This is a genomic window from Spirillospora sp. CA-142024 (assembly GCF_050942325.1).
In the GTDB taxonomy this organism is placed as follows: Bacteria; Actinomycetota; Actinomycetes; order Streptosporangiales; family Streptosporangiaceae; genus Spirillospora.
This window is the reverse complement of sequence record NZ_CP192077.1, coordinates 3,557,553-3,574,021: the sequence shown is the minus strand read 5'-3', so window position 1 is coordinate 3,574,021 and position 16,469 is coordinate 3,557,553. Positions and strand designations below refer to the sequence as shown.

At 70.6% G+C, this 16,469-nt stretch carries 16 protein-coding genes and 5 tRNA genes; 15 read left to right on the top strand and 6 right to left on the bottom strand.

Annotated elements, in window-relative coordinates; all coding sequences use genetic code 11:
- Window positions 1-22: 22 nt before the first annotated feature.
- The 11 genes from kdgD (at window position 23) to ACQPZP_RS17265 (ending at window position 11,539) form a co-directional block, all read left to right on the top strand.
- Window positions 23-937: a 5-dehydro-4-deoxyglucarate dehydratase gene (gene kdgD, locus ACQPZP_RS17315; RefSeq protein ID WP_433478630.1), complete on the top strand. Its 915-nt coding sequence runs from the start codon at window positions 23-25 to the stop codon at window positions 935-937.
- A gap of 1 nt (window position 938) precedes the next feature.
- A complete protein-coding gene (locus tag ACQPZP_RS17310) occupies window positions 939-2,087 on the top strand; it encodes an L-talarate/galactarate dehydratase (protein ID WP_433478629.1) in 1,149 nt (382 codons plus the stop codon).
- Window positions 2,088-2,252: 165 nt separating this feature from the next.
- Window positions 2,253-3,278 (top strand): LacI family DNA-binding transcriptional regulator, encoded by a 1,026-nt coding sequence (locus ACQPZP_RS17305; RefSeq protein ID WP_433478628.1) that lies wholly within the window; start codon window positions 2,253-2,255, stop codon window positions 3,276-3,278.
- Entirely contained in the window at window positions 3,275-4,186 is a 912-nt protein-coding gene (gene deoC / locus ACQPZP_RS17300; RefSeq protein ID WP_433478627.1) for a deoxyribose-phosphate aldolase, read from the top strand. The genes ACQPZP_RS17305 and deoC overlap by 4 nt, the downstream gene beginning before the upstream one ends.
- Before the next feature lie 6 nt (window positions 4,187-4,192).
- The gene (locus tag ACQPZP_RS17295; RefSeq protein WP_433478626.1) at window positions 4,193-5,626 is read left to right on the top strand and encodes an aldehyde dehydrogenase family protein; all 1,434 of its coding nucleotides are present in this window, start codon (window positions 4,193-4,195) and stop codon (window positions 5,624-5,626) included.
- Window positions 5,619-6,512: an aldehyde dehydrogenase family protein gene (locus ACQPZP_RS17290; RefSeq protein ID WP_433478625.1), complete on the top strand. Its 894-nt coding sequence runs from the start codon at window positions 5,619-5,621 to the stop codon at window positions 6,510-6,512. Before ACQPZP_RS17295 ends, ACQPZP_RS17290 begins: the two co-directional genes overlap by 8 nt.
- An 88-nt stretch (window positions 6,513-6,600) precedes the next feature.
- Window positions 6,601-7,545 (top strand): ribokinase, encoded by a 945-nt coding sequence (locus tag ACQPZP_RS17285; RefSeq protein ID WP_433478624.1) that lies wholly within the window; start codon window positions 6,601-6,603, stop codon window positions 7,543-7,545.
- Complete coding sequence (rbsD, locus tag ACQPZP_RS17280) at window positions 7,542-7,940, top strand: D-ribose pyranase (RefSeq protein ID WP_433478623.1); 399 nt, start codon at window positions 7,542-7,544, stop codon at window positions 7,938-7,940. The genes ACQPZP_RS17285 and rbsD overlap by 4 nt, the downstream gene beginning before the upstream one ends.
- Before the next feature lie 12 nt (window positions 7,941-7,952).
- The gene (locus ACQPZP_RS17275) at window positions 7,953-9,446 is read left to right on the top strand and encodes a sugar ABC transporter ATP-binding protein (protein ID WP_433478622.1); all 1,494 of its coding nucleotides are present in this window, start codon (window positions 7,953-7,955) and stop codon (window positions 9,444-9,446) included.
- On the top strand, window positions 9,443-10,492 hold the full coding sequence (locus tag ACQPZP_RS17270; protein WP_433478621.1) for an ABC transporter permease: 1,050 nt from the start codon (window positions 9,443-9,445) through the stop codon (window positions 10,490-10,492). Before ACQPZP_RS17275 ends, ACQPZP_RS17270 begins: the two co-directional genes overlap by 4 nt.
- Window positions 10,493-10,528: 36 nt before the next feature.
- Entirely contained in the window at window positions 10,529-11,539 is a 1,011-nt protein-coding gene (locus ACQPZP_RS17265; RefSeq protein WP_433478620.1) for a substrate-binding domain-containing protein, read from the top strand.
- Between the two features lie 61 nt (window positions 11,540-11,600).
- On the opposite strand, the gene ACQPZP_RS17260 is transcribed toward ACQPZP_RS17265, so the two are convergent.
- The 5 genes from ACQPZP_RS17260 to ACQPZP_RS17240 all read right to left on the bottom strand — a co-directional run bounded on the left by ACQPZP_RS17260 (window position 11,601) and on the right by ACQPZP_RS17240 (window position 12,186).
- Window positions 11,601-11,675 (bottom strand) — tRNA-Val (locus ACQPZP_RS17260).
- Window positions 11,676-11,705: 30 nt separating this feature from the next.
- A tRNA-Ile gene (locus ACQPZP_RS17255) sits at window positions 11,706-11,780 on the bottom strand.
- A gap of 27 nt (window positions 11,781-11,807) precedes the next feature.
- A tRNA-Gln gene (locus tag ACQPZP_RS17250) sits at window positions 11,808-11,878 on the bottom strand.
- 89 nt (window positions 11,879-11,967) lie between these two features.
- Window positions 11,968-12,039 (bottom strand) — tRNA-Gly (locus ACQPZP_RS17245).
- Window positions 12,040-12,113: 74 nt separating this feature from the next.
- Window positions 12,114-12,186, bottom strand: a tRNA-Ala gene (locus ACQPZP_RS17240).
- Between the two features lie 552 nt (window positions 12,187-12,738).
- On the opposite strand from ACQPZP_RS17240, the gene ACQPZP_RS17235 reads away from it, so the two are divergent.
- Both ACQPZP_RS17235 and ACQPZP_RS17230 read left to right on the top strand, forming a co-directional pair.
- Window positions 12,739-13,479: an RNA-guided endonuclease InsQ/TnpB family protein gene (locus tag ACQPZP_RS17235; RefSeq protein WP_433478619.1), complete on the top strand. Its 741-nt coding sequence runs from the start codon at window positions 12,739-12,741 to the stop codon at window positions 13,477-13,479.
- On the top strand, window positions 13,480-13,935 hold the full coding sequence (locus ACQPZP_RS17230; protein ID WP_433478618.1) for an RNA-guided endonuclease InsQ/TnpB family protein: 456 nt from the start codon (window positions 13,480-13,482) through the stop codon (window positions 13,933-13,935). It abuts the gene before it with no gap.
- 95 nt (window positions 13,936-14,030) lie between these two features.
- Here the strand turns inward: ACQPZP_RS17230 and ACQPZP_RS17225 are convergent, their stop codons facing one another.
- The gene (locus ACQPZP_RS17225) at window positions 14,031-14,813 is read right to left on the bottom strand and encodes a putative protein N(5)-glutamine methyltransferase (RefSeq protein WP_433478617.1); all 783 of its coding nucleotides are present in this window, start codon (window positions 14,811-14,813) and stop codon (window positions 14,031-14,033) included.
- Between the two features lie 61 nt (window positions 14,814-14,874).
- Between ACQPZP_RS17225 and ACQPZP_RS17220 the strand changes: the two genes are divergently transcribed.
- Both ACQPZP_RS17220 and ACQPZP_RS17215 read left to right on the top strand, forming a co-directional pair.
- The gene (locus ACQPZP_RS17220) at window positions 14,875-15,585 is read left to right on the top strand and encodes a 2OG-Fe(II) oxygenase (RefSeq protein WP_433478616.1); all 711 of its coding nucleotides are present in this window, start codon (window positions 14,875-14,877) and stop codon (window positions 15,583-15,585) included.
- 41 nt (window positions 15,586-15,626) lie between these two features.
- Window positions 15,627-16,430: a pentapeptide repeat-containing protein gene (locus ACQPZP_RS17215; RefSeq protein WP_433478615.1), complete on the top strand. Its 804-nt coding sequence runs from the start codon at window positions 15,627-15,629 to the stop codon at window positions 16,428-16,430.
- Window positions 16,431-16,469: the final 39 nt, after the last annotated feature.

Sequence of the window (16,469 nt, the reverse complement as noted above, 5' to 3'; positions counted from 1 at the left end):
CGGCCATCTTAGCCTCGGGACCATGAAGCAGACTGCGCCCGACGACATCGCCCGGCGGCTCGGGTCCGGGCTCCTCTCGTTCCCCGTCACCCACTTCCGCGACGATCTCTCCTTCGACGAGGACGGCTACCGCGAGAACATCGCGCGGCTCGGCGGATACGAGGTGGCGGGCCTGTTCGCGGCGGGCGGGACGGGCGAGTTCTTCTCGCTGACGCCGGACGAGGTCGGCCGGGTGGTGCGCGCGGCGGCCGGGGAGGCGCCGGACGGCGTCCCGGTGATCGCGCCCGCCGGGTACGGGACGGCGGTGGCGGTCGAGATGGCCAGGGACGCCGAACGCGCCGGCGCCGACGGGGTGCTGCTGTTCCCTCCCTACCTCACCGAGGCTTCGCAGGACGGTCTGGTCGCGCACGTCCGGGCGGTGTGCGAGGCCACCCGCCTCGGCGTGACGATCTACAGCCGGGCGAACGCCGTCTACCAGGACACGACGGTCGCCGAGTTGGCCGACGCGTGCCCCAACCTCGTCGGTTTCAAGGACGGGGTCGGCGACCTGGAGCTGATGACGCGGGTCCGGTCCCGCCTCGGCGATCGCCTCGTCTACATCGGCGGGCTGCCGACCGCCGAGACGTTCGCGCTCCCCTACCTGGAGATGGGCGTCACGACCTACTCGTCGGCGATCTTCAACTTCGTCCCGGAGTTCGCGCTCGCGTTCTACGCCGCAGTCCGCGCGTGCGACCGGGAGGGGGTGCAGCGGCGGCTGGCGGAGTTCGTCCTCCCGTACTGCGACATCCGCAACCGCGGCAAGGGCTACGCGGTGAGCATCATCAAGGCGGGCATGCGGATCATCGGGCGGCCGGCCGGTCCGGTGCGCCCGCCGCTGACGGACCTGACCGAGGGCGAGACCGCCGAGCTCACGGAACTCGTCAAGCGGGTGCGCTGAGATGGCGGGCGCCGGTGCGGCGACCCTCGACCGGATCGCCTGGATCGAGCTGTCCTCGGTCACCCTGCCGCTCGCCACCCCGGTCAGCGACGCGAAGGTGCTGACCGGACGGCAGCGGCCGATGACCGAGGTGGTCTTCCTGTTCGCCGAGATCGGCACCGAGGACGGCCACGAGGGCATCGGCTTCGGATACTCCAAGCGCGCCGGCGGGCCCGGCCAGTACGCGCACGCCGCCGAGATCGCGCCCGTCATCGTCGGCGAGGACCCGAGCGACATCGGCAGGATCTGGACGAAACTGGCGTGGGCGGGCGCCTCCGTGGGTCGCAGCGGGCTCGCCACGCAGGCGATCGCCGCCATCGACATCGCGCTGTGGGACCTGAAGGCCAAGCGCGCCGGCCTGCCGCTCGCCAAGCTCCTCGGCGCGCACCGCGACTCCGTCCGCTGCTACAACACCTCGGGCGGGTTCCTGAGCGCACCGCTGGAGGAGGTCCTCGACAACGCGGCCGCGGCCGTGGCGGACGGGATCGGCGGTATCAAGATCAAGGTCGGGCATCCCGACCACGCCGAGGACCTGCGCCGCGTCACCGCCGTCCGGGAGCGGCTCGGCGACGGGTTCCCGCTCATGGTGGACGCGAACCAGCAGTGGGACCGTCCGGCCGCGCAGCGGATGGGCCGCGCCCTGGAGGCGTTCGGCCTCACCTGGATCGAGGAGCCCCTGGACGCCTACGACGCCGAAGGGCATGCCGCACTGGCCCGCGCACTCGACACGCCCGTCGCCACCGGCGAGATGCTCACCAGCGTCGCCGAGCACTGCGAGCTCATCGACAAGGGCGCGGCCGACATCATCCAGCCGGACGCGCCGCGCATCGGCGGCATCACCAACTTCCTCAGGCTCGCCGCGCTCGCGGACCACCGGCGTCTGCAGCTCGCACCGCACTTCGCGATGGAGATCCACCTGCATCTGGCCGCCGCGTACCCGAGCGAGCCGTGGGTCGAGCACTTCGACTGGCTCGACCCGCTGTTCAACGAACGGTTGACGATCGAGGACGGGCGGATGCACGTCCCGGCCCGTCCCGGCCTCGGGATAACCCTCAGCGAGCAGGCCCGCGCCTGGACGACGGCACGGACCCTCGTGGGCCGCCGGAACTGAAACCGGTTTCGGCAATTCGGCCGATCCCTGCTGCCACAGAGCCTCGAACGCCACGTATCAGCAGGTCAAAGATTTCCCGCCACGACTCTTGACATCTCGGCGGCCCCTGCTGCAATCATTCTCTGACAACGGTTTCAGTGATGCGGGCGACAGACAGGAGTCAATGTGGCGACCATCCACGACGTGGCGGCGCGGGCCGGCGTGTCTCCCGCCACCGTCTCGCGGTTCCTGCGGGGACAGCGGGTCAGGTCGGCGGAGGCCATCCAGGCCGCCGTGGATGAGCTGGGCTTCGCGCCGAACATCGCGGCGCAGTCGCTGAAGTCGGGACGCACCCGCACCATCGGCGTCGTCGTCCCCGACATCACGAACCCGTACTTCGCCGCCGTCGTGAAGGGCATGGAGTCCGTCAGCCGCGACCGCGGCTACCGGCTGCTGCTCGCCAACAGCGACGAGAGCGGCGACCGCGAGGCCGACCTGCTCGCCGACATGGCCCGCCAGGTGGACGGCATCATCCTCGCCCCCGCCACCGAGCACGAGGAGACCCCGCTGCAACTGCGCGACAGCGGCCTGCCGGTCGTGTTCATCGACCGGGACCTCGCCGACGGGGAGAGCTTCGACGCCGTGCTCGTCGACAACCGGGCGGGCGGGCGGCAGGCCGCAGAGCATCTCCTCGCCCTCGGCCACACCCGCATCGCGATGATCAGCGGCGGCCAGGAGTCCACCCCCGGCCGCTACCGGCGGGACGGCTTCCTGGAGGCGGTGTCCGCCGCCGGCGTCGAGATCCCGCCGGAGTTCGACCTCATCGGCGACTTCCGCGAGGAGCGCGCCTACCAGCTCACCCTGTCGCTGCTGTCGCTCGCCGAACCGCCGACCGCGATCTTCACCGCGAACAACCTCACGACGCTGGGCGCGCTGAAGGCGCTGCACGACATGCGGGTGGACGTCCCCGGGCAGATCAGCCTCATCGGCTTCGACGACCTGGACACCGGGCCGCTGCTGCGGCCCCCGCTGACCGTCGTCGACCGTCCGATGACCGAGCAGGGCGTGCTCGCGATGCGGCTGCTGCTGCACCGCTTCGACGACAGCGAGACCCGCGACCTCCCCCGCCGCATCGTCATGGAGATAAAGATCGTCGAACGCGCCTCGACCGCTCCGCCCCGGACCTCCAGGAAGGCAGGAAGGACGCGATGACCGTGACCGAGTTGCAGGGGTTCCTGCGTGGTCTGCCGGGTGTGGATCAGGTGGGGGCCGAGGAGCGGGCGGCGCGGTTGGCGTCGCGGTCGATCAAGACGTCGGCGAAGGCGGCGGCGATCGATCTGGCGATTTCGATGGTGGATCTGACCACGCTGGAGGGTGCGGACACGGCGGGGAAGGTGCGGGCGTTGTGCGCCAAGGCCGCCCACCCCGACCCCTCCGATGCCTCGGTACCGCGTGTCGCGGCGGTGTGTGTGTATCCCGACATGGTGGAGGTCGCCGTCCGCTCCCTCGCGGGCACGGGGATCGGGGTGGCCAGTGTGGCGACGGCGTTTCCGTCGGGGCGGGCGCCGTTGGAGGCCAAGCTCGCCGACACCAAGGCTGCGGTGGCGGCGGGTGCGAGCGAGATCGACATGGTGATCGATCGGGGTGCGTTCCTGGCCGGTGATTACGGGACGGTGTTCGAGCAGATCGTGGCGGTGAAGGAGGCGTGTGGTTCCGCGCATCTGAAGGTGATTTTGGAGACGGGTGAGCTGGCCACGCTGGACCATGTGCGGCGTGCGTCGTGGTTGGCGATGCGGGCGGGCGCCGATTTCATCAAGACCTCGACCGGGAAGGTGTCGCCGGCGGCGACGCTTCCGGTGACGTTGGTGATGCTGGAGGCGGTGCGTGATTTCCGGGCGGCGACGGGACGGCAGGTGGGGGTGAAGCCGGCGGGTGGGATCCGCACCACCAAGGACGCGATCAAGTATCTGGTTTTGGTGAACGAGACGGCCGGGCCGGACTGGCTGTCGCCCGCCTGGTTCCGTCTGGGGGCGTCCAGTGTGTTGAACGATCTGCTGATGCAGCGCCGCAAGCTGGCCACCGGTGTGTATTCCGGTCCCGACTACTTCACCCTGGACTGAGGGATCATGGCAGTGTTCGAGTATGCGCCGGCGCCGGAGTCCCGGTCGGTCGTCGACATCCGGCCCTCCTACGGGCTGTTCATCAACGGTGATTTCGTCGATGGGCACGGTGGGCCGTTCAAGTCGATCAACCCGGCCGATGAGAGCGTGCTGGCCGACATCGCCTGCGCCGACGCCTCGGATGTCGATCGTGCCGTGCAGGCGGCGCGGGTCGCGTTCGAGTCGGTGTGGGGGCCGATGCGCGGCGCCGAGCGGGCCAAGTATCTGTACCGGATCGCGCGGATCATCCAGGAGCGGTCGCGGGAGCTGGCCGTGTTGGAGTCGATCGACAACGGCAAACCGATCCGTGAGTCGCGGGATGTGGACGTGCCGTTGGTGGCGGCGTGGTTCTTCTACTACGCCGGGTGGGCCGACAAGCTCTCCCACGCCGGGTTCGGGGCCGATCCGGCGCCGGTGGGGGTGGCGGGGCAGGTGATCCCGTGGAACTTCCCGCTGCTGATGCTGGCCTGGAAGATCGCCCCCGCCCTGGCCTGCGGCAACACCGTGGTGCTCAAACCGGCCGAGACCACCCCGCTGACGGCGTTGCTGTTCGCCGACATCTGCCGCCAAGCGGAGTTGCCGCCGGGGGTGGTCAACATCATCACCGGCGCCGGAGAGACGGGCCGCGCGCTGGTCGCCCATGACGGGATCGACAAGGTCGCCTTCACCGGCTCCACCGACGTCGGCCGCCACATCGCCCGCACCCTGGCCGGCACCAACAAGAAACTCACCCTGGAACTCGGGGGCAAGGCCGCCAACATCGTCTACGAAGACGCCGCCCTGGACCAGGCGGTCGAGGGGATCGTCAACGGGATCTTCTTCAACCAGGGGCATGTGTGCTGCGCCGGGTCCCGGCTGCTGGTCCAGGAATCGGTCGCAGGCGAAGTCCTGGACCGGCTGAAGGCGCGGATGGCGACGCTGCGGGTCGGTGACCCCCTGGACAAGAACACCGACATCGGCGCGATCAACTCCGCCGAACAACTCACCAAGATCAAAGAGCTCACCGCCGCCGGGGAGGCCGAGGGCGCCGGGCGGTGGTCACCGCCGTGTGAACTCCCTGCCCAGGGGTTCTGGTTCGCGCCCACGATCTTCACCGGGGTCGCGCAATCGCATCGGATCGCGCGGGAGGAGATCTTCGGGCCGGTGTTGTCGGTGTTGACGTTCCGCACCCCCGAGGAGGCCGTCACCAAGGCCAACAACACCCCGTACGGGTTGTCGGCGGGGATCTGGACCGAGAAGGGCTCGCAGATCCTGTGGACCGCGCAACGGCTGCGGGCCGGGGTGGTGTGGGCCAACACCTTCAACAAGTTCGACCCCGCCTCCCCGTTCGGCGGCTACAAGGAATCGGGATTCGGCCGCGAAGGCGGACGCCACGGACTGGAGGCATACCTCAATGCCTGAACGAACTGAGCGAAGGCTGAACCCGGCTGAGCGGCTGGCCGTCCGCAAAACCTACAAGCTGTACATCGGCGGCGCGTTCCCCCGGTCCGAATCAGGCAGGTCCTACCCCGTGACCGACACCAAAGGCCGGTTCCTGGCCAACGCCGCCCAAGCCTCCCGAAAAGACGCCCGCGACGCCGCGACCGCCGCCCGCAAAGCCTTCCCCGGCTGGTCGGCCCGCACCCCCTACAACCGCGCCCAAATCCTCTACCGCATCGCCGAAATGCTGGAGGGCCGCCGCGACCAGTTCACCGGCGAACTCCGCCACACCGGCGCCACCAAGACAACCGCGAACGCCGAGGTGGACGCCGCCATCGACCGGTGGGTCTGGTACGCCGGATGGGCCGACAAACTCACCGCCATCACCGGCGCCGCCAACCCCGTCGCCGGACCCTACTTCAACTTCTCCACCCCCGAACCCACCGGCGTCGTCGCCGTCATCGCCCCCGACTCACCCCTCCTCGGCCTGGTCTCGGTCCTGGCCCCCGTCATCGTCACCGGCAACACCACCATCCTCATCGCCTCCCAACCCAACCCCCTCCCCGCCATCACCCTCGCCGAAGTCCTGGCCACCTCCGACCTCCCAGCCGGCGTGGTCAACATCCTCACCGGCCACCGCACCGAACTCGCCCCCCCACTGGCCTCCCACATGGACATCAACGCCCTCGACCTCACCGGCATCCCCCACGACCAGACCCACGACCTGCAAGACCTGCAAGACCAAGCCACCGGCAACCTCAAACGCCTCCACCACCCCACCGAAACCGACTGGACCACCCAACCCACAACCACCCGCATGACCGCCTTCCTGGAAACCAAGACCGTCTGGCACCCAGTCGGGATCTGATCCACAACCGCGAACACCCAAGGACACGGCGCAACCGCCGTGACCTCTCCCCACTCATGCCTCGAACAGCCGGAACAGGAGGACCGCGATGGAACCCCACGGTGTTCTCGTCGTCGGCAGCATCACCGCGGACGTGACCGCGTTCAGCACACGGTTCCCGCGGCGCGGTGAGACCGTGCTCGGCGACGACTTCACCCTCGTGCTCGGTGGGAAGGGCGCGAACCAGGCGGTCGCGTCCGCCCGCGCGGGGGCGCGGACGTGGCTCGCCGGGTGCGTCGGCCGTGACCCGTTCCGCGAGATCGTCCTCGACGGCCTGCGGGCGTACGGCGTCGAACTGGACGAGGTCCGGACCGTGGACGGCCGCACCGGCGTCGCGCACATCCGCGTGGACGCGTCCGGGGAGAACGACATCGTCATCACCCCCCTCGCGAACGCCGACCTCAGCCCGGAGATGGTCGACGCGAGCATCGGCGCGACCGCCGGGAAGGTCGGCGTCCTGCTCCTGCAACTCGAAGTCCCCGCGGCGACGACCTGCCACGCGGCGAAGGCGGGCAGAGCGGCCGGGCTGACGGTCGTCCTCGACCCCGCCCCCGCGCAGGCGCTCCCCGACGACGTCTGGCCGCACATCGACCTGGTCACCCCGAACGAGAGCGAGGCGACGGAGCTGACCGGCGTCGAGGTCACCGACCCGGCGTCCGCCGAGCGGGCCGGGCGATGGTTCCTCGACCAAGGCGTCGGCCATGCGCTGATCACGCTGGGCGCGGGCGGCGCCGTCTCCGTCACCCGCGAAGGCACCCGGCACTTCACCGCCTACGAGGTCACCGCCGTGGACACCACCGCGGCCGGGGACGCGTTCACCGGCTCGCTAGGAGCGGCGCTCGCGGCCGGCGACGACCTGGAACGTGCCATCCGACGGGGCATGGCCGCCGGGGCGCTGGCGACGACCCGTCCCGGCGCGAGCCCGTCCCTGCCCGGACGGGACGAGGTGGACGCACTGATGTCCGGCAGCACCCTGGAAGGAGCCGCCCGATGAGGCGCAACAACGGCACGCTCAACGGCCAGCTGGCCCGGGTCATCTCCGAACTCGGGCACACCGACCGGCTCGTCGTCACCGACGCCGGGCTGCCCATCCCGCCCGGGGTGGAGCGGGTCGACCTGGCGGTGCGGGAGAACCTTCCGCGCTTCCTCGACCTGCTGGACGCCGTCCTCGCCGAGGTCGCCGTGGAGGGCGTGCTGATGTCGGAGGAGATCAAGCGGCACAGCCCGGAGATGCTCGCCGAGATCGAGGCCCGGTTCACCGGCGTCGAGATCCGGTTCGTGCCGCACACCGAGTTCAAGCGGTCCACCGGCGAGGCGCGGGCGGCGGTGCGGTCCGGGGAGTTCACCCCGTACGCGAACGTGCTGCTGACCGCGGGCGTCGTCTACTGACGGGAGATCGACATGCGGATGCAGCTGGTCGACGTCCACAAGTCGTTCGGGGAGAACCACGTGCTGCGGGGCGTCGGCCTCGCGGTCGAGCCGGGCGAGGTCGTCGCGCTGTGCGGCGAGAACGGCGCCGGCAAGTCCACCCTGACCCGGGTGATCTCCGGCGCGCACCAGCCGGACGGCGGCATGGTCCTCGTCGACGGCCGCGCCACGGTCCTGAAGGACCCGCAGGCCGCGATGGCGCTCGGGATCGAGGTCATCTACCAGGAGTTCCAGCAGAACCTGTTCCCGAACCTGTCCGTCGCCGAGAACATGCACGTCCTCGACCGGGAGGGCCGGTTCGGTCGGCTGCTGGTGTCGCGCCGCCGGATGGCGGAGGCCGCCGCGTCCGCCCTGAAGGATCTCGGCCTGGACATCGACGTGCGGCGGCCGGTCGGCGAACTCGGCGTCGCCGGGCGGCAGATGGTCGAGATCGCCAAGGCGATGACGCACAAGCCGCGGCTGCTGATCCTGGACGAGCCGACCGCGGCGCTGGACGAGCGAGAGTCGGAGCGGCTGTTCGAGCAGATCCGGCGGCTGCGCAAGGCCGGCGTCACGATCCTCTACATCAGCCACCGGCTGGACGAGGTGTTCGAGCTGTCCGACCGGATCGTCGTCCTGCGCGACGGCCGCGTCACCCTGGACGAGCCCACCGGGACGCTCTCCCCCGCCCAGGTCGTCACCGCGATGGTCGGCGACGCCGTGGACGACTTCTACCCGAAGGAGCACAACACCACGGACCGGGTCGTCCTGCGGGTCCGGGGCGCGTCGGGCGGCGACGCGTTCCACGACGTCGACCTGGACGTCCGGGCGGGCGAGGTGCTCGGCATCGGCGGTGTCGTCGGCTGCGGCCGCGGCGAGCTGCTGCGCGCGCTGTTCGGCCTGCACCCGCTGACGTCCGGGACGGTGACCGTGGACGGCGAACCCGTCCGGGCACGCGGCCCGAGGCAGGCGATCTCCGGGCGCATCGCCTACGTCACCCCGGACCGGTCCGGTGAGGGTCTCGCCATGCAGCAGTCCGTCGAGGCGAACGTGTCGCTGCCGTCCCTCGGCCGCTTCACGAGGGCCGACGTCGTCCTGCGCGGCCGGGAGCGCGCGGAGACCGGGAAGGTGATGGCGGACCTGCGGGTCCGCGCGGCGTCGCCGTCCATCGCCGCGGGCTCCCTGTCGGGCGGCAACCAGCAGAAGGCGCTGTTCGCCAAGTGGGTGATGGCCGGGCCCCGGGTGCTGCTGATGGACGAGCCGACCCGCGGCGTCGACGTCGGCGCCAAGACCGAGATCTACCGGATCATCAACGGCCTCACCGCGGACGGCGTCGCCGTCGTGCTGGTCAGCTCCGACCTGCCCGAGCTCGTCGCCATGTCCGACCGCGTCCTCGTGATGCGCGAGGGACGCACCGTCTCCGAGCTCACCGGCGACGACGTCAACGAACAGAACATCCTCGAGCACGCACTGGTAGGTGCCCCATGACCTCCACCGTCACGAGCCTCGCGTCCCCGTCGCGGCTCTCCTCGGCGGCCGCCGCCGCGCGCAGGCTGCGCGCCGTCTGGATGCTGCTGCTGGTCGGGATCATCCTGAGCATCGCCTCACCGGTCTTCCTGACGCACAACAACCTGATGAACGTCGGGCTGGCCACGTCCGTCGCGGCGCTGCTCGCGGTCGGGCAGACCTACGTGATCATCCTGGCGGAGATCGACCTGTCGGTCGGCGCGGCGCTCGGCTTCACCGCCGTCGTCACCGCGCAGACGCTCCGCGACCACGGTCTCGTCGCCGGGGTCGGCGCGGGCGTGGCGACGGGCGCCGCGATCGGGCTGGTGAACGGGCTGCTCGTCACCAAGACGCGGATGCCGTCGTTCATCGCGACGCTCGCCACCATGTCGGTGCTGTCGGGGCTCAGCCTCCAGCTCACCAAGGGCAACCCGGTCGCCGTCACCGACTACGACTTCCAGGGCATCGGGCAGAACCGGATCGCCGGCGTGCCCGTCCCCGTCGTGATCATGCTGGTGGTGTTCGCGGTGTTCGGGTACCTGCTCGCGCGGACCCGGTTCGGCCGGTACGTCTACGCCACCGGCGACAACACCGAGGCGGCCCGGCTGTCGGGCGTCCGCAGCGACCGGGTGAAGATCCTCGCGTTCGTGATCAGCGGCGTGCTGGCGGCGCTCGCCGGGTTCATCCTCACCGCGCGGCTGTCCACCGCCGAGCCGACCGCCGGCACCGGCCTGGAACTGGAGGCCATCGCCGCCGTCATCATCGGCGGGACGAGCCTCGCCGGCGGCCGCGGCACCCTGCTCGGCACCCTCGTCGGCGCGCTCGTCCTCGGCGTCATCGACAACGGGATGAACCTCCTGGACGTCTCGCCGTTCCTGCAGAACGTCGTGAAGGGCCTGGTCATCCTGCTGGCCGTGTTCCTGGACCGCAACATCGACGTGCTGCGCTCCCTCATCCCGAAACGTGCGGACAAGACCGCGCAGGGCGGGCCGTCCCATCGCAGCGGCACCGCCGCCAAGACCCTCTGACCGATTCCCACCCCACCCCCGCAAAAGGAGATTCCCATGCGCGTGGCCCGAACCACCCGCGCCGTGATCGCCGTGACGGCCGCCGCCGCGCTCGCCCTGACCGGGTGCAGCCGCGCCGGCGAGGACGCCGGCGCCTCCACCGGCAAGGCGTCCGGCAAGAAGGACGCGACGATCATCATGAGCACGCTCAACAACCCGTTCTTCGTCAGCGTCAAGAACGGCGCCCAGGCGCAGGCGGCCAAGCTCGGCATCAAGCTGAACGTGCAGAACGCCAACAACAGCGACGCCGCCGCGCTCAACCAGGCGACGACGGCCATCTCCAAGCAGACCGGCATCCTCATCATCGACCCGGTCAGCACCCAGTCGGCGACGTCGTCGGTGACTCAGGCGAACGGCGCGAACATCCCGGTGATGGCGTTCGACCGCAAGCCGTCCGGCGGCAAGCTCGCCACGTTCGTCGGCTACGACGCCGTCCAGGCCGGGCGGAACGCCGCCAAGTCGCTCGCCGAGGCCGTCGGCGAGAAGGGCAAGGTCGTGGAGATCCAGGGCCTGCTCGGCACGAACGTCGCGCAGGACCGCAGCAAGGGCTTCAACGAGGAGATCGCCAAGCACAAGGGCATCACGGTAGTCGCCAAGCAGGCCGCCGACTTCGACCGCGCCAAGGCGCTGAACGTGATGACGAACGTGCTGCAGGCCAACCCGGACATCAACGGCGTGTACGCCGCGAACGACGAGATGGCCATGGGCGTCCTGTCGGCGCTGAAGGCCCGGAACCTGTCCAAGAAGGTGAAGCTCGTCGGCAACGACGGCATCTCCGACGCGCTGGCCGCGGTCGCGGCGGGCGACATGTACTCGACGAACGCCGAGTCGCCGTTCGCGCTGGGCCAGAAGGTCATGACGCTCGCCGCCGACGTCCTCGCCGGCAAGAAGGTCGCGGCCGACGAGACGCTGCAGGGCAGGCTCGTCACGAAGGGCGGCGCCAAGGAGTACGCCGACTACCTGGTCGGGCTCGGCGACGCCGCGGACGTCCCGCCGTCGCTCAAGTGATCGGCGGACGGTCCCGCCGGCCCCCGTCCGGGTCGGCGGGACCGTCCTTTTCCTCGCCGGGTCGACCGGACAGGATTCGAACCTGCGACCCGCTGCTTGTAAGGCAGCCGCTCTGCCCGGGCTGAGCTACCGGTCGTCCATCGGAAACGGCACGCCGTTTCCGCCGTTCTCCGGGCTGGATTCGAACCAGCGATCGCCCGCTTATCATACGGGTGCCCTTACCGGCCTGGGCCACCGGAGATCGGCGCTTTCGCCGAGGCGAAAGCCGCTGCTGGAGCAGGGGTCGAACCTGCATGACGTGATCCAGAATCACGCATCCTGCCATTGGATGATCCAGCATGGGTGCCCGCCGGCGGGCGGTGGCGTCCACCCGCCCGTGGGCACGGGAGGACCAGCCGGGGGTCGTTACTCCCGCCGGTCCAGTCCAGAGCCGCACCCGGGAATCGAACCCGGTTCGCCTGGGTGGAAGCCAGGTGTCTCACCATTTCGACCTGTGCGACGTGGCCGTCCGAGGAGTCGAACCTCGTCCTCCCGGGCTTCAACCGGGCGCTCGTCCCCACGAGCTCGAAGGCCGTGGATCGGGCCGGACTCGAACCGGCATCTGCCCGCTTGCAAGGCGGGTGCTCTCCCAATTGAGCTACTGACCCGTGATGTGAACGAAAAAGGCCGCCGGGATTTCTCCCTGACGGCCTCCGGTGAGCCTGACGGCCCTATCCAGAGGCGTTTCCGAAGGCGGCGGAACCTCGCCCCGGCCCGGCACCGAAGTGTTGCGGCGCCTGCTGCGCGATGATCGCGGTCATGTCCGCTCCCTTCCGGTTTCCGTTCCCGTTCGGCTCGTTACTCATATGGTGCGGGACGCGGCATGAACGCGCAACGCCTTTTTCACGCGGAACGCCCCGGGCCATTCTGGAGGAGTGGCCCAGGGCGAGGTCCGCCGCGCGTCAGATGGCCCGGCGGCGGGTGCGGGCCGAGCGGCCGCGCGAGGGGGTCAGCAGCCGCTGCCGAACCCGGAACGGCAGGGTCACGACGGGTGATCATCGCGCCGATGATGGCGCTGAGCGCTGCACTGATGCGGCGCATCGGATTTCACCTGTTGCCTTCCGTATGGGGGCCCCGTCCTTAGGACAGGGAGGAAACACGGCACAGTGCCGCACGGTGGTCTCCCGGTTTTGTCGGTGGCAGCCGGTAGCTTTCCGGGCATGTCCCGCTACCGTCTGCAGCCGACGCCCGTGCAAGAACAGGCCCTGCTGCAGCATTGCGGGCACGCCCGGTTCGTGTGGAACCTGGCCATCGAGCAGCACGCCTGCTGGCGGCCGAGCCGCGGTCCGGCGCCCAGGTTCGCCGAGCAGTGCCGCCAACTCACCCAGGCCAGGGCGGAGTTCGCCCGGTTACGGGCGGGGTCGGTGACGGTGCAGCAGCAGGCGCTCAAGGACTTCCACCAAGCCATGAGCCACTTCTTCGCCGGTACCCACCGGCGTCCCACCTGGCGTAAGGCCGGACGGCACGAAGGGTTCCGGATCGTGGCGGTCAAACCCGGCGACGTGCGGCGCGTGTCCCGCCGGGTGGGGCAGGTGAAGATCCCCAAGGTGGGGTGGGTGAGGTTCCGCTGGTCCCGGGCCGTCCCCGACGGCGTCAAATCCTTTCGGGTCACCCGTGACCGGGCGGGCCGCTGGCACGTCGCGTTCGCCGCGATCCCCAATCCGATCCCCGCACCCGGCAGCGGCGAGGTTGTGGGGGTGGACCGGGGGGTGGCCGTGGCCGCGGCGTTGTCGACTGGTGACCTGCTGCGGGTGCCCGGGCTGCGGGAGACCGAGCGGGCCCGGCTTGCGCGGCTGCTGCGCCAACTCGCCCGCGCCCAGCGCGGCTCGAAGCGGCGGGCCCGGGTCAAGGCCGCCATCGCCCGGCTGAAAGCCCGCGAGACCGACCGGCGCAAGGACTGAGTGGACAAGACCTCCACCGATCTGGCCCGCCGGTTCGACGTGATCGGTGTCGAGGATCTCAACATCGGGGGGATGACGCGGTCGGCGCGCGGCACGATGGAGGCGCCGGGCCGCCGCGTCCGGCAGAAGGCCGGGCTGAACCGGGGCATCCTCGCCGCCGGCTGGGGCGCTCTGGTGCGGCGGCTGGAGCACAAGGCGCCCGGACGCGTCATCAAGATCGACCCGCGTAACACGTCGCGGACCTGTAGCGCCTGCGGGCATGTCGCCGTGGAGAGCCGTGAGAGTCAAGCGGTCTTCACGTGTGCGGCCTGCGGGTTCGGGGTCAACGCCGATGTGAACGCGGCAATGAATATTCGTGATACGGCCGCAGGGCATGCGGTTGCTGCACGGGAAGGCCCGCCGCTGGGCAGGCCCGCGAACCGTGAACCTCAACACAACCTCCCCCTCACGGGATAGTGGTCGCTGTTGTAATCCCCCTCGTTCACGAGGGGGAGGATGCCAATCCTTCAGGTCGTCCTATGACGGACGATGCGACCGTAGTGGGGAGCGTTTTACACGGATTTGACGCCGACGATGACGGTGGCGTCGAACTCCTCCGATGTGGCGACCACGGCCGACAGGCCGCCCTGTTCGACGGCCGCGACCGCGTCGGCGACCTGCCGTTCGCTCGTCTCGAACAGCAGGCGGCCATGGGGGGCGAGCCACCGCGGCGCCTCGGCGGTGACGCGGCGCAGAACGTCCAGGCCGTCCGGTCCGCCGTCGAGCGCCACCCGCGGCTCGTGGTCGCGCGCCTCAGCAGGCAACAGGCCGACCTCTCCGGTCGGTACGTAGGGGACGTTGCAGAGCAGCACGTCCACACGTCCGCGCAGCGCGTCGGGCAGCGGCTCGAAGAGGTCGCCTTCATAGGCGAGGCCGCCGAACGGCGCGATGTTGCGGCGGGCGCAGCGCACCGAGGCGGGCTCGATGTCGGCGGAGTGCAGGGCGAACTCCTCCAGGCCCGAGACGAGCGCGGCCCCCAGCGCGCCGGAGCCGCAGCACAGGTCGAGGACGACCGCTTCCGGCGGCGCCAGGGCATGGGCCCGCCGGACGAGGAACTCGGTACGGCGCCGGGGCACGAAGACGCCGGGTTCGACGGCGATCCGCAGCCCGCAGAACCACGCCCAGCCGAGGACGTGTTCGAGCGGCTCCCCGGCGGCGCGCCGTTCCACCATGGCGGACGCGTCGGCGCCTGTGCGGGCGGTGGAGAGGATCAGCTGCGCCTCGTCCTCGGCGAACACGCAGCCGGCGGCGCGGAGCCTGGAGACGATGGCGGACTCGGTGAGCGGCGTTGTCATGAGCGTCGGCAACTGTATCCCAGGGCCGCAACCTCCCGGACGGCGGCGGTGTTGAGAGGACATGAACATCTATGCGAGCAGGGTGGCGGAGGCGGACTGGTCCGCGCTCGCCGGCGAGATGGACGCCTACGGCAGCGCGCTGACACCCCCGCTCCTGACGAAGGAGGAGTGCGCGGACGTCTCCGCCCTGTACGACGAGGCGGGACGGTTCCGGTCGACGATCGACATGGAGCGGTACCGGTTCGGCGCCGGGCAGTACCGCTACTTCGCCGAGCCGTTCCCCGAGCCCGTCGGGGAGTTGCGCGCGGCGTTGTACCCGCGCCTGCTGCCGATCGCCCGGGACTGGGCGGCCAGGCTGGGCCGTCCCGCGCCGTGGCCGGACACGCTGGCGGAGTGGCTGGAGATGTGCCACGCGGCGGGCCAGACGAAGCCGACGCCGATCCTGCTGCGGTATGGGCAGGACGACTGGAACGCGCTGCACCGCGACCTGTACGGCGACCTCGTGTTCCCCCTCCAGGTCGTGATCGGCCTGGACGAGCCGGGCGTCGACTACACCGGCGGGGAGTTCCTGATGGTGGAGCAGCGGGCCCGGGCGCAGTCTCGCGGGACGGCGACGCTGCTGCCGCGCGGCCGCGGCCTGGTCTTCACGACGCGGGAGCGTCCGGTGCGGACGAAGCGCGGCTGGTCGGCGGCCCCGATGCGGCACGGCGTCAGCGTCGTCCGGTCCGGTGGCAGGCACACGCTCGGGCTCGTGTTCCACGACGCCTCCTAGGGCGCGACAATGGGGTGTCGTCCAGGGACGGGGATCACGGGTTGTCTGACAGGCCGGACTTGAAGGCCGACTGCGCGAGCTGCTTCGGGCTGTGCTGTGTGGCGCTGCCGTTCGCCAGGTCGGCCGATTTCGCCGTGGACAAGGCCGCCGGCGAGCCGTGCCGTAACCTCCTCGCCGACTTCCGCTGCCGCATCCACACCGATCTCCGGCGGCAGGGCTTCCCGGGCTGCACCGTCTTCGACTGTTTCGGCGCCGGCCAGAAGGTCTCGCAGAAGACCTTCGCGGGCCGGGACTGGCGGCGCGACCCGGACGTCGCCCGCCGGATGTTCGAGGTGTTCCCCGTCATGCGGCAGCTGCACGAGCTGCTGTGGTACCTGAACGAGGCCATGGCGATGCCGTCCGCCGGACCGATCCGCGACGACCTGCGGAGGGTCTTCGACGATGTCGAACGCCTCACCGAGGGCGACCACGGCGAACTCGCCGAGGTGGACGTCAGGGCGGAGCGGGACCGCGCGAACGTCCTGCTGCTGCGGGCCAGCGAGCTCGCCAGGGCCGGCCTCCCCGGCCGCGGCAAGAACCGGCGCGGCGCGGATCTCATGGGCGCGAAGCTGAAGCGCGCCGACCTGCGCGGCGCCGACCTGCGCGGCGCGTACCTGATCGCGGCCGATCTGCGCGGCGCCGACCTGCGGGCGGCCGACCTGATCGGGGCGGACCTGCGGGACGCCGACCTGCGCGGCGCCGACCTCACCGGCAGCCTCTTCCTGACGCAGGCGCAGCTCGACTCGGCGCGGGGCGACGCCGCGACCCGCCTGCCCGCGGCCCTCGCAAGGCCCGCGCACTGGTGACCCGCGCGACCTGATCTTGTTTAGGGCCGCCGTCAAGGG

Bases quoted from the DNA above. Each gene is read 5' to 3' on its own strand.
- ACQPZP_RS17220 (WP_433478616.1), top strand. From the start codon at position 14,875: ATGAACATCTATGCGAGCAGGGTGGCGGAGGCGGACTGGTCCGCGCTC.
- ACQPZP_RS17225 (WP_433478617.1), bottom strand. From the start codon at position 14,813: ATGACAACGCCGCTCACCGAGTCCGCCATCGTCTCCAGGCTCCGCGCC.
- ACQPZP_RS17270 (WP_433478621.1), top strand. From the start codon at position 9,443: ATGACCTCCACCGTCACGAGCCTCGCGTCCCCGTCGCGGCTCTCCTCG.
- rbsD (WP_433478623.1), top strand. From the start codon at position 7,542: ATGAGGCGCAACAACGGCACGCTCAACGGCCAGCTGGCCCGGGTCATC.
- deoC (WP_433478627.1), top strand. From the start codon at position 3,275: ATGACCGTGACCGAGTTGCAGGGGTTCCTGCGTGGTCTGCCGGGTGTG.
- kdgD (WP_433478630.1), top strand. From the start codon at position 23: ATGAAGCAGACTGCGCCCGACGACATCGCCCGGCGGCTCGGGTCCGGG.
- ACQPZP_RS17275 (WP_433478622.1), top strand. From the start codon at position 7,953: ATGCGGATGCAGCTGGTCGACGTCCACAAGTCGTTCGGGGAGAACCAC.
- ACQPZP_RS17295 (WP_433478626.1), top strand. From the start codon at position 4,193: ATGGCAGTGTTCGAGTATGCGCCGGCGCCGGAGTCCCGGTCGGTCGTC.
- ACQPZP_RS17290 (WP_433478625.1), top strand. From the start codon at position 5,619: ATGCCTGAACGAACTGAGCGAAGGCTGAACCCGGCTGAGCGGCTGGCC.
- ACQPZP_RS17265 (WP_433478620.1), top strand. From the start codon at position 10,529: ATGCGCGTGGCCCGAACCACCCGCGCCGTGATCGCCGTGACGGCCGCC.
- ACQPZP_RS17285 (WP_433478624.1), top strand. From the start codon at position 6,601: ATGGAACCCCACGGTGTTCTCGTCGTCGGCAGCATCACCGCGGACGTG.
- ACQPZP_RS17310 (WP_433478629.1), top strand. From the start codon at position 939: ATGGCGGGCGCCGGTGCGGCGACCCTCGACCGGATCGCCTGGATCGAG.
- ACQPZP_RS17235 (WP_433478619.1), top strand. From the start codon at position 12,739: ATGTCCCGCTACCGTCTGCAGCCGACGCCCGTGCAAGAACAGGCCCTG.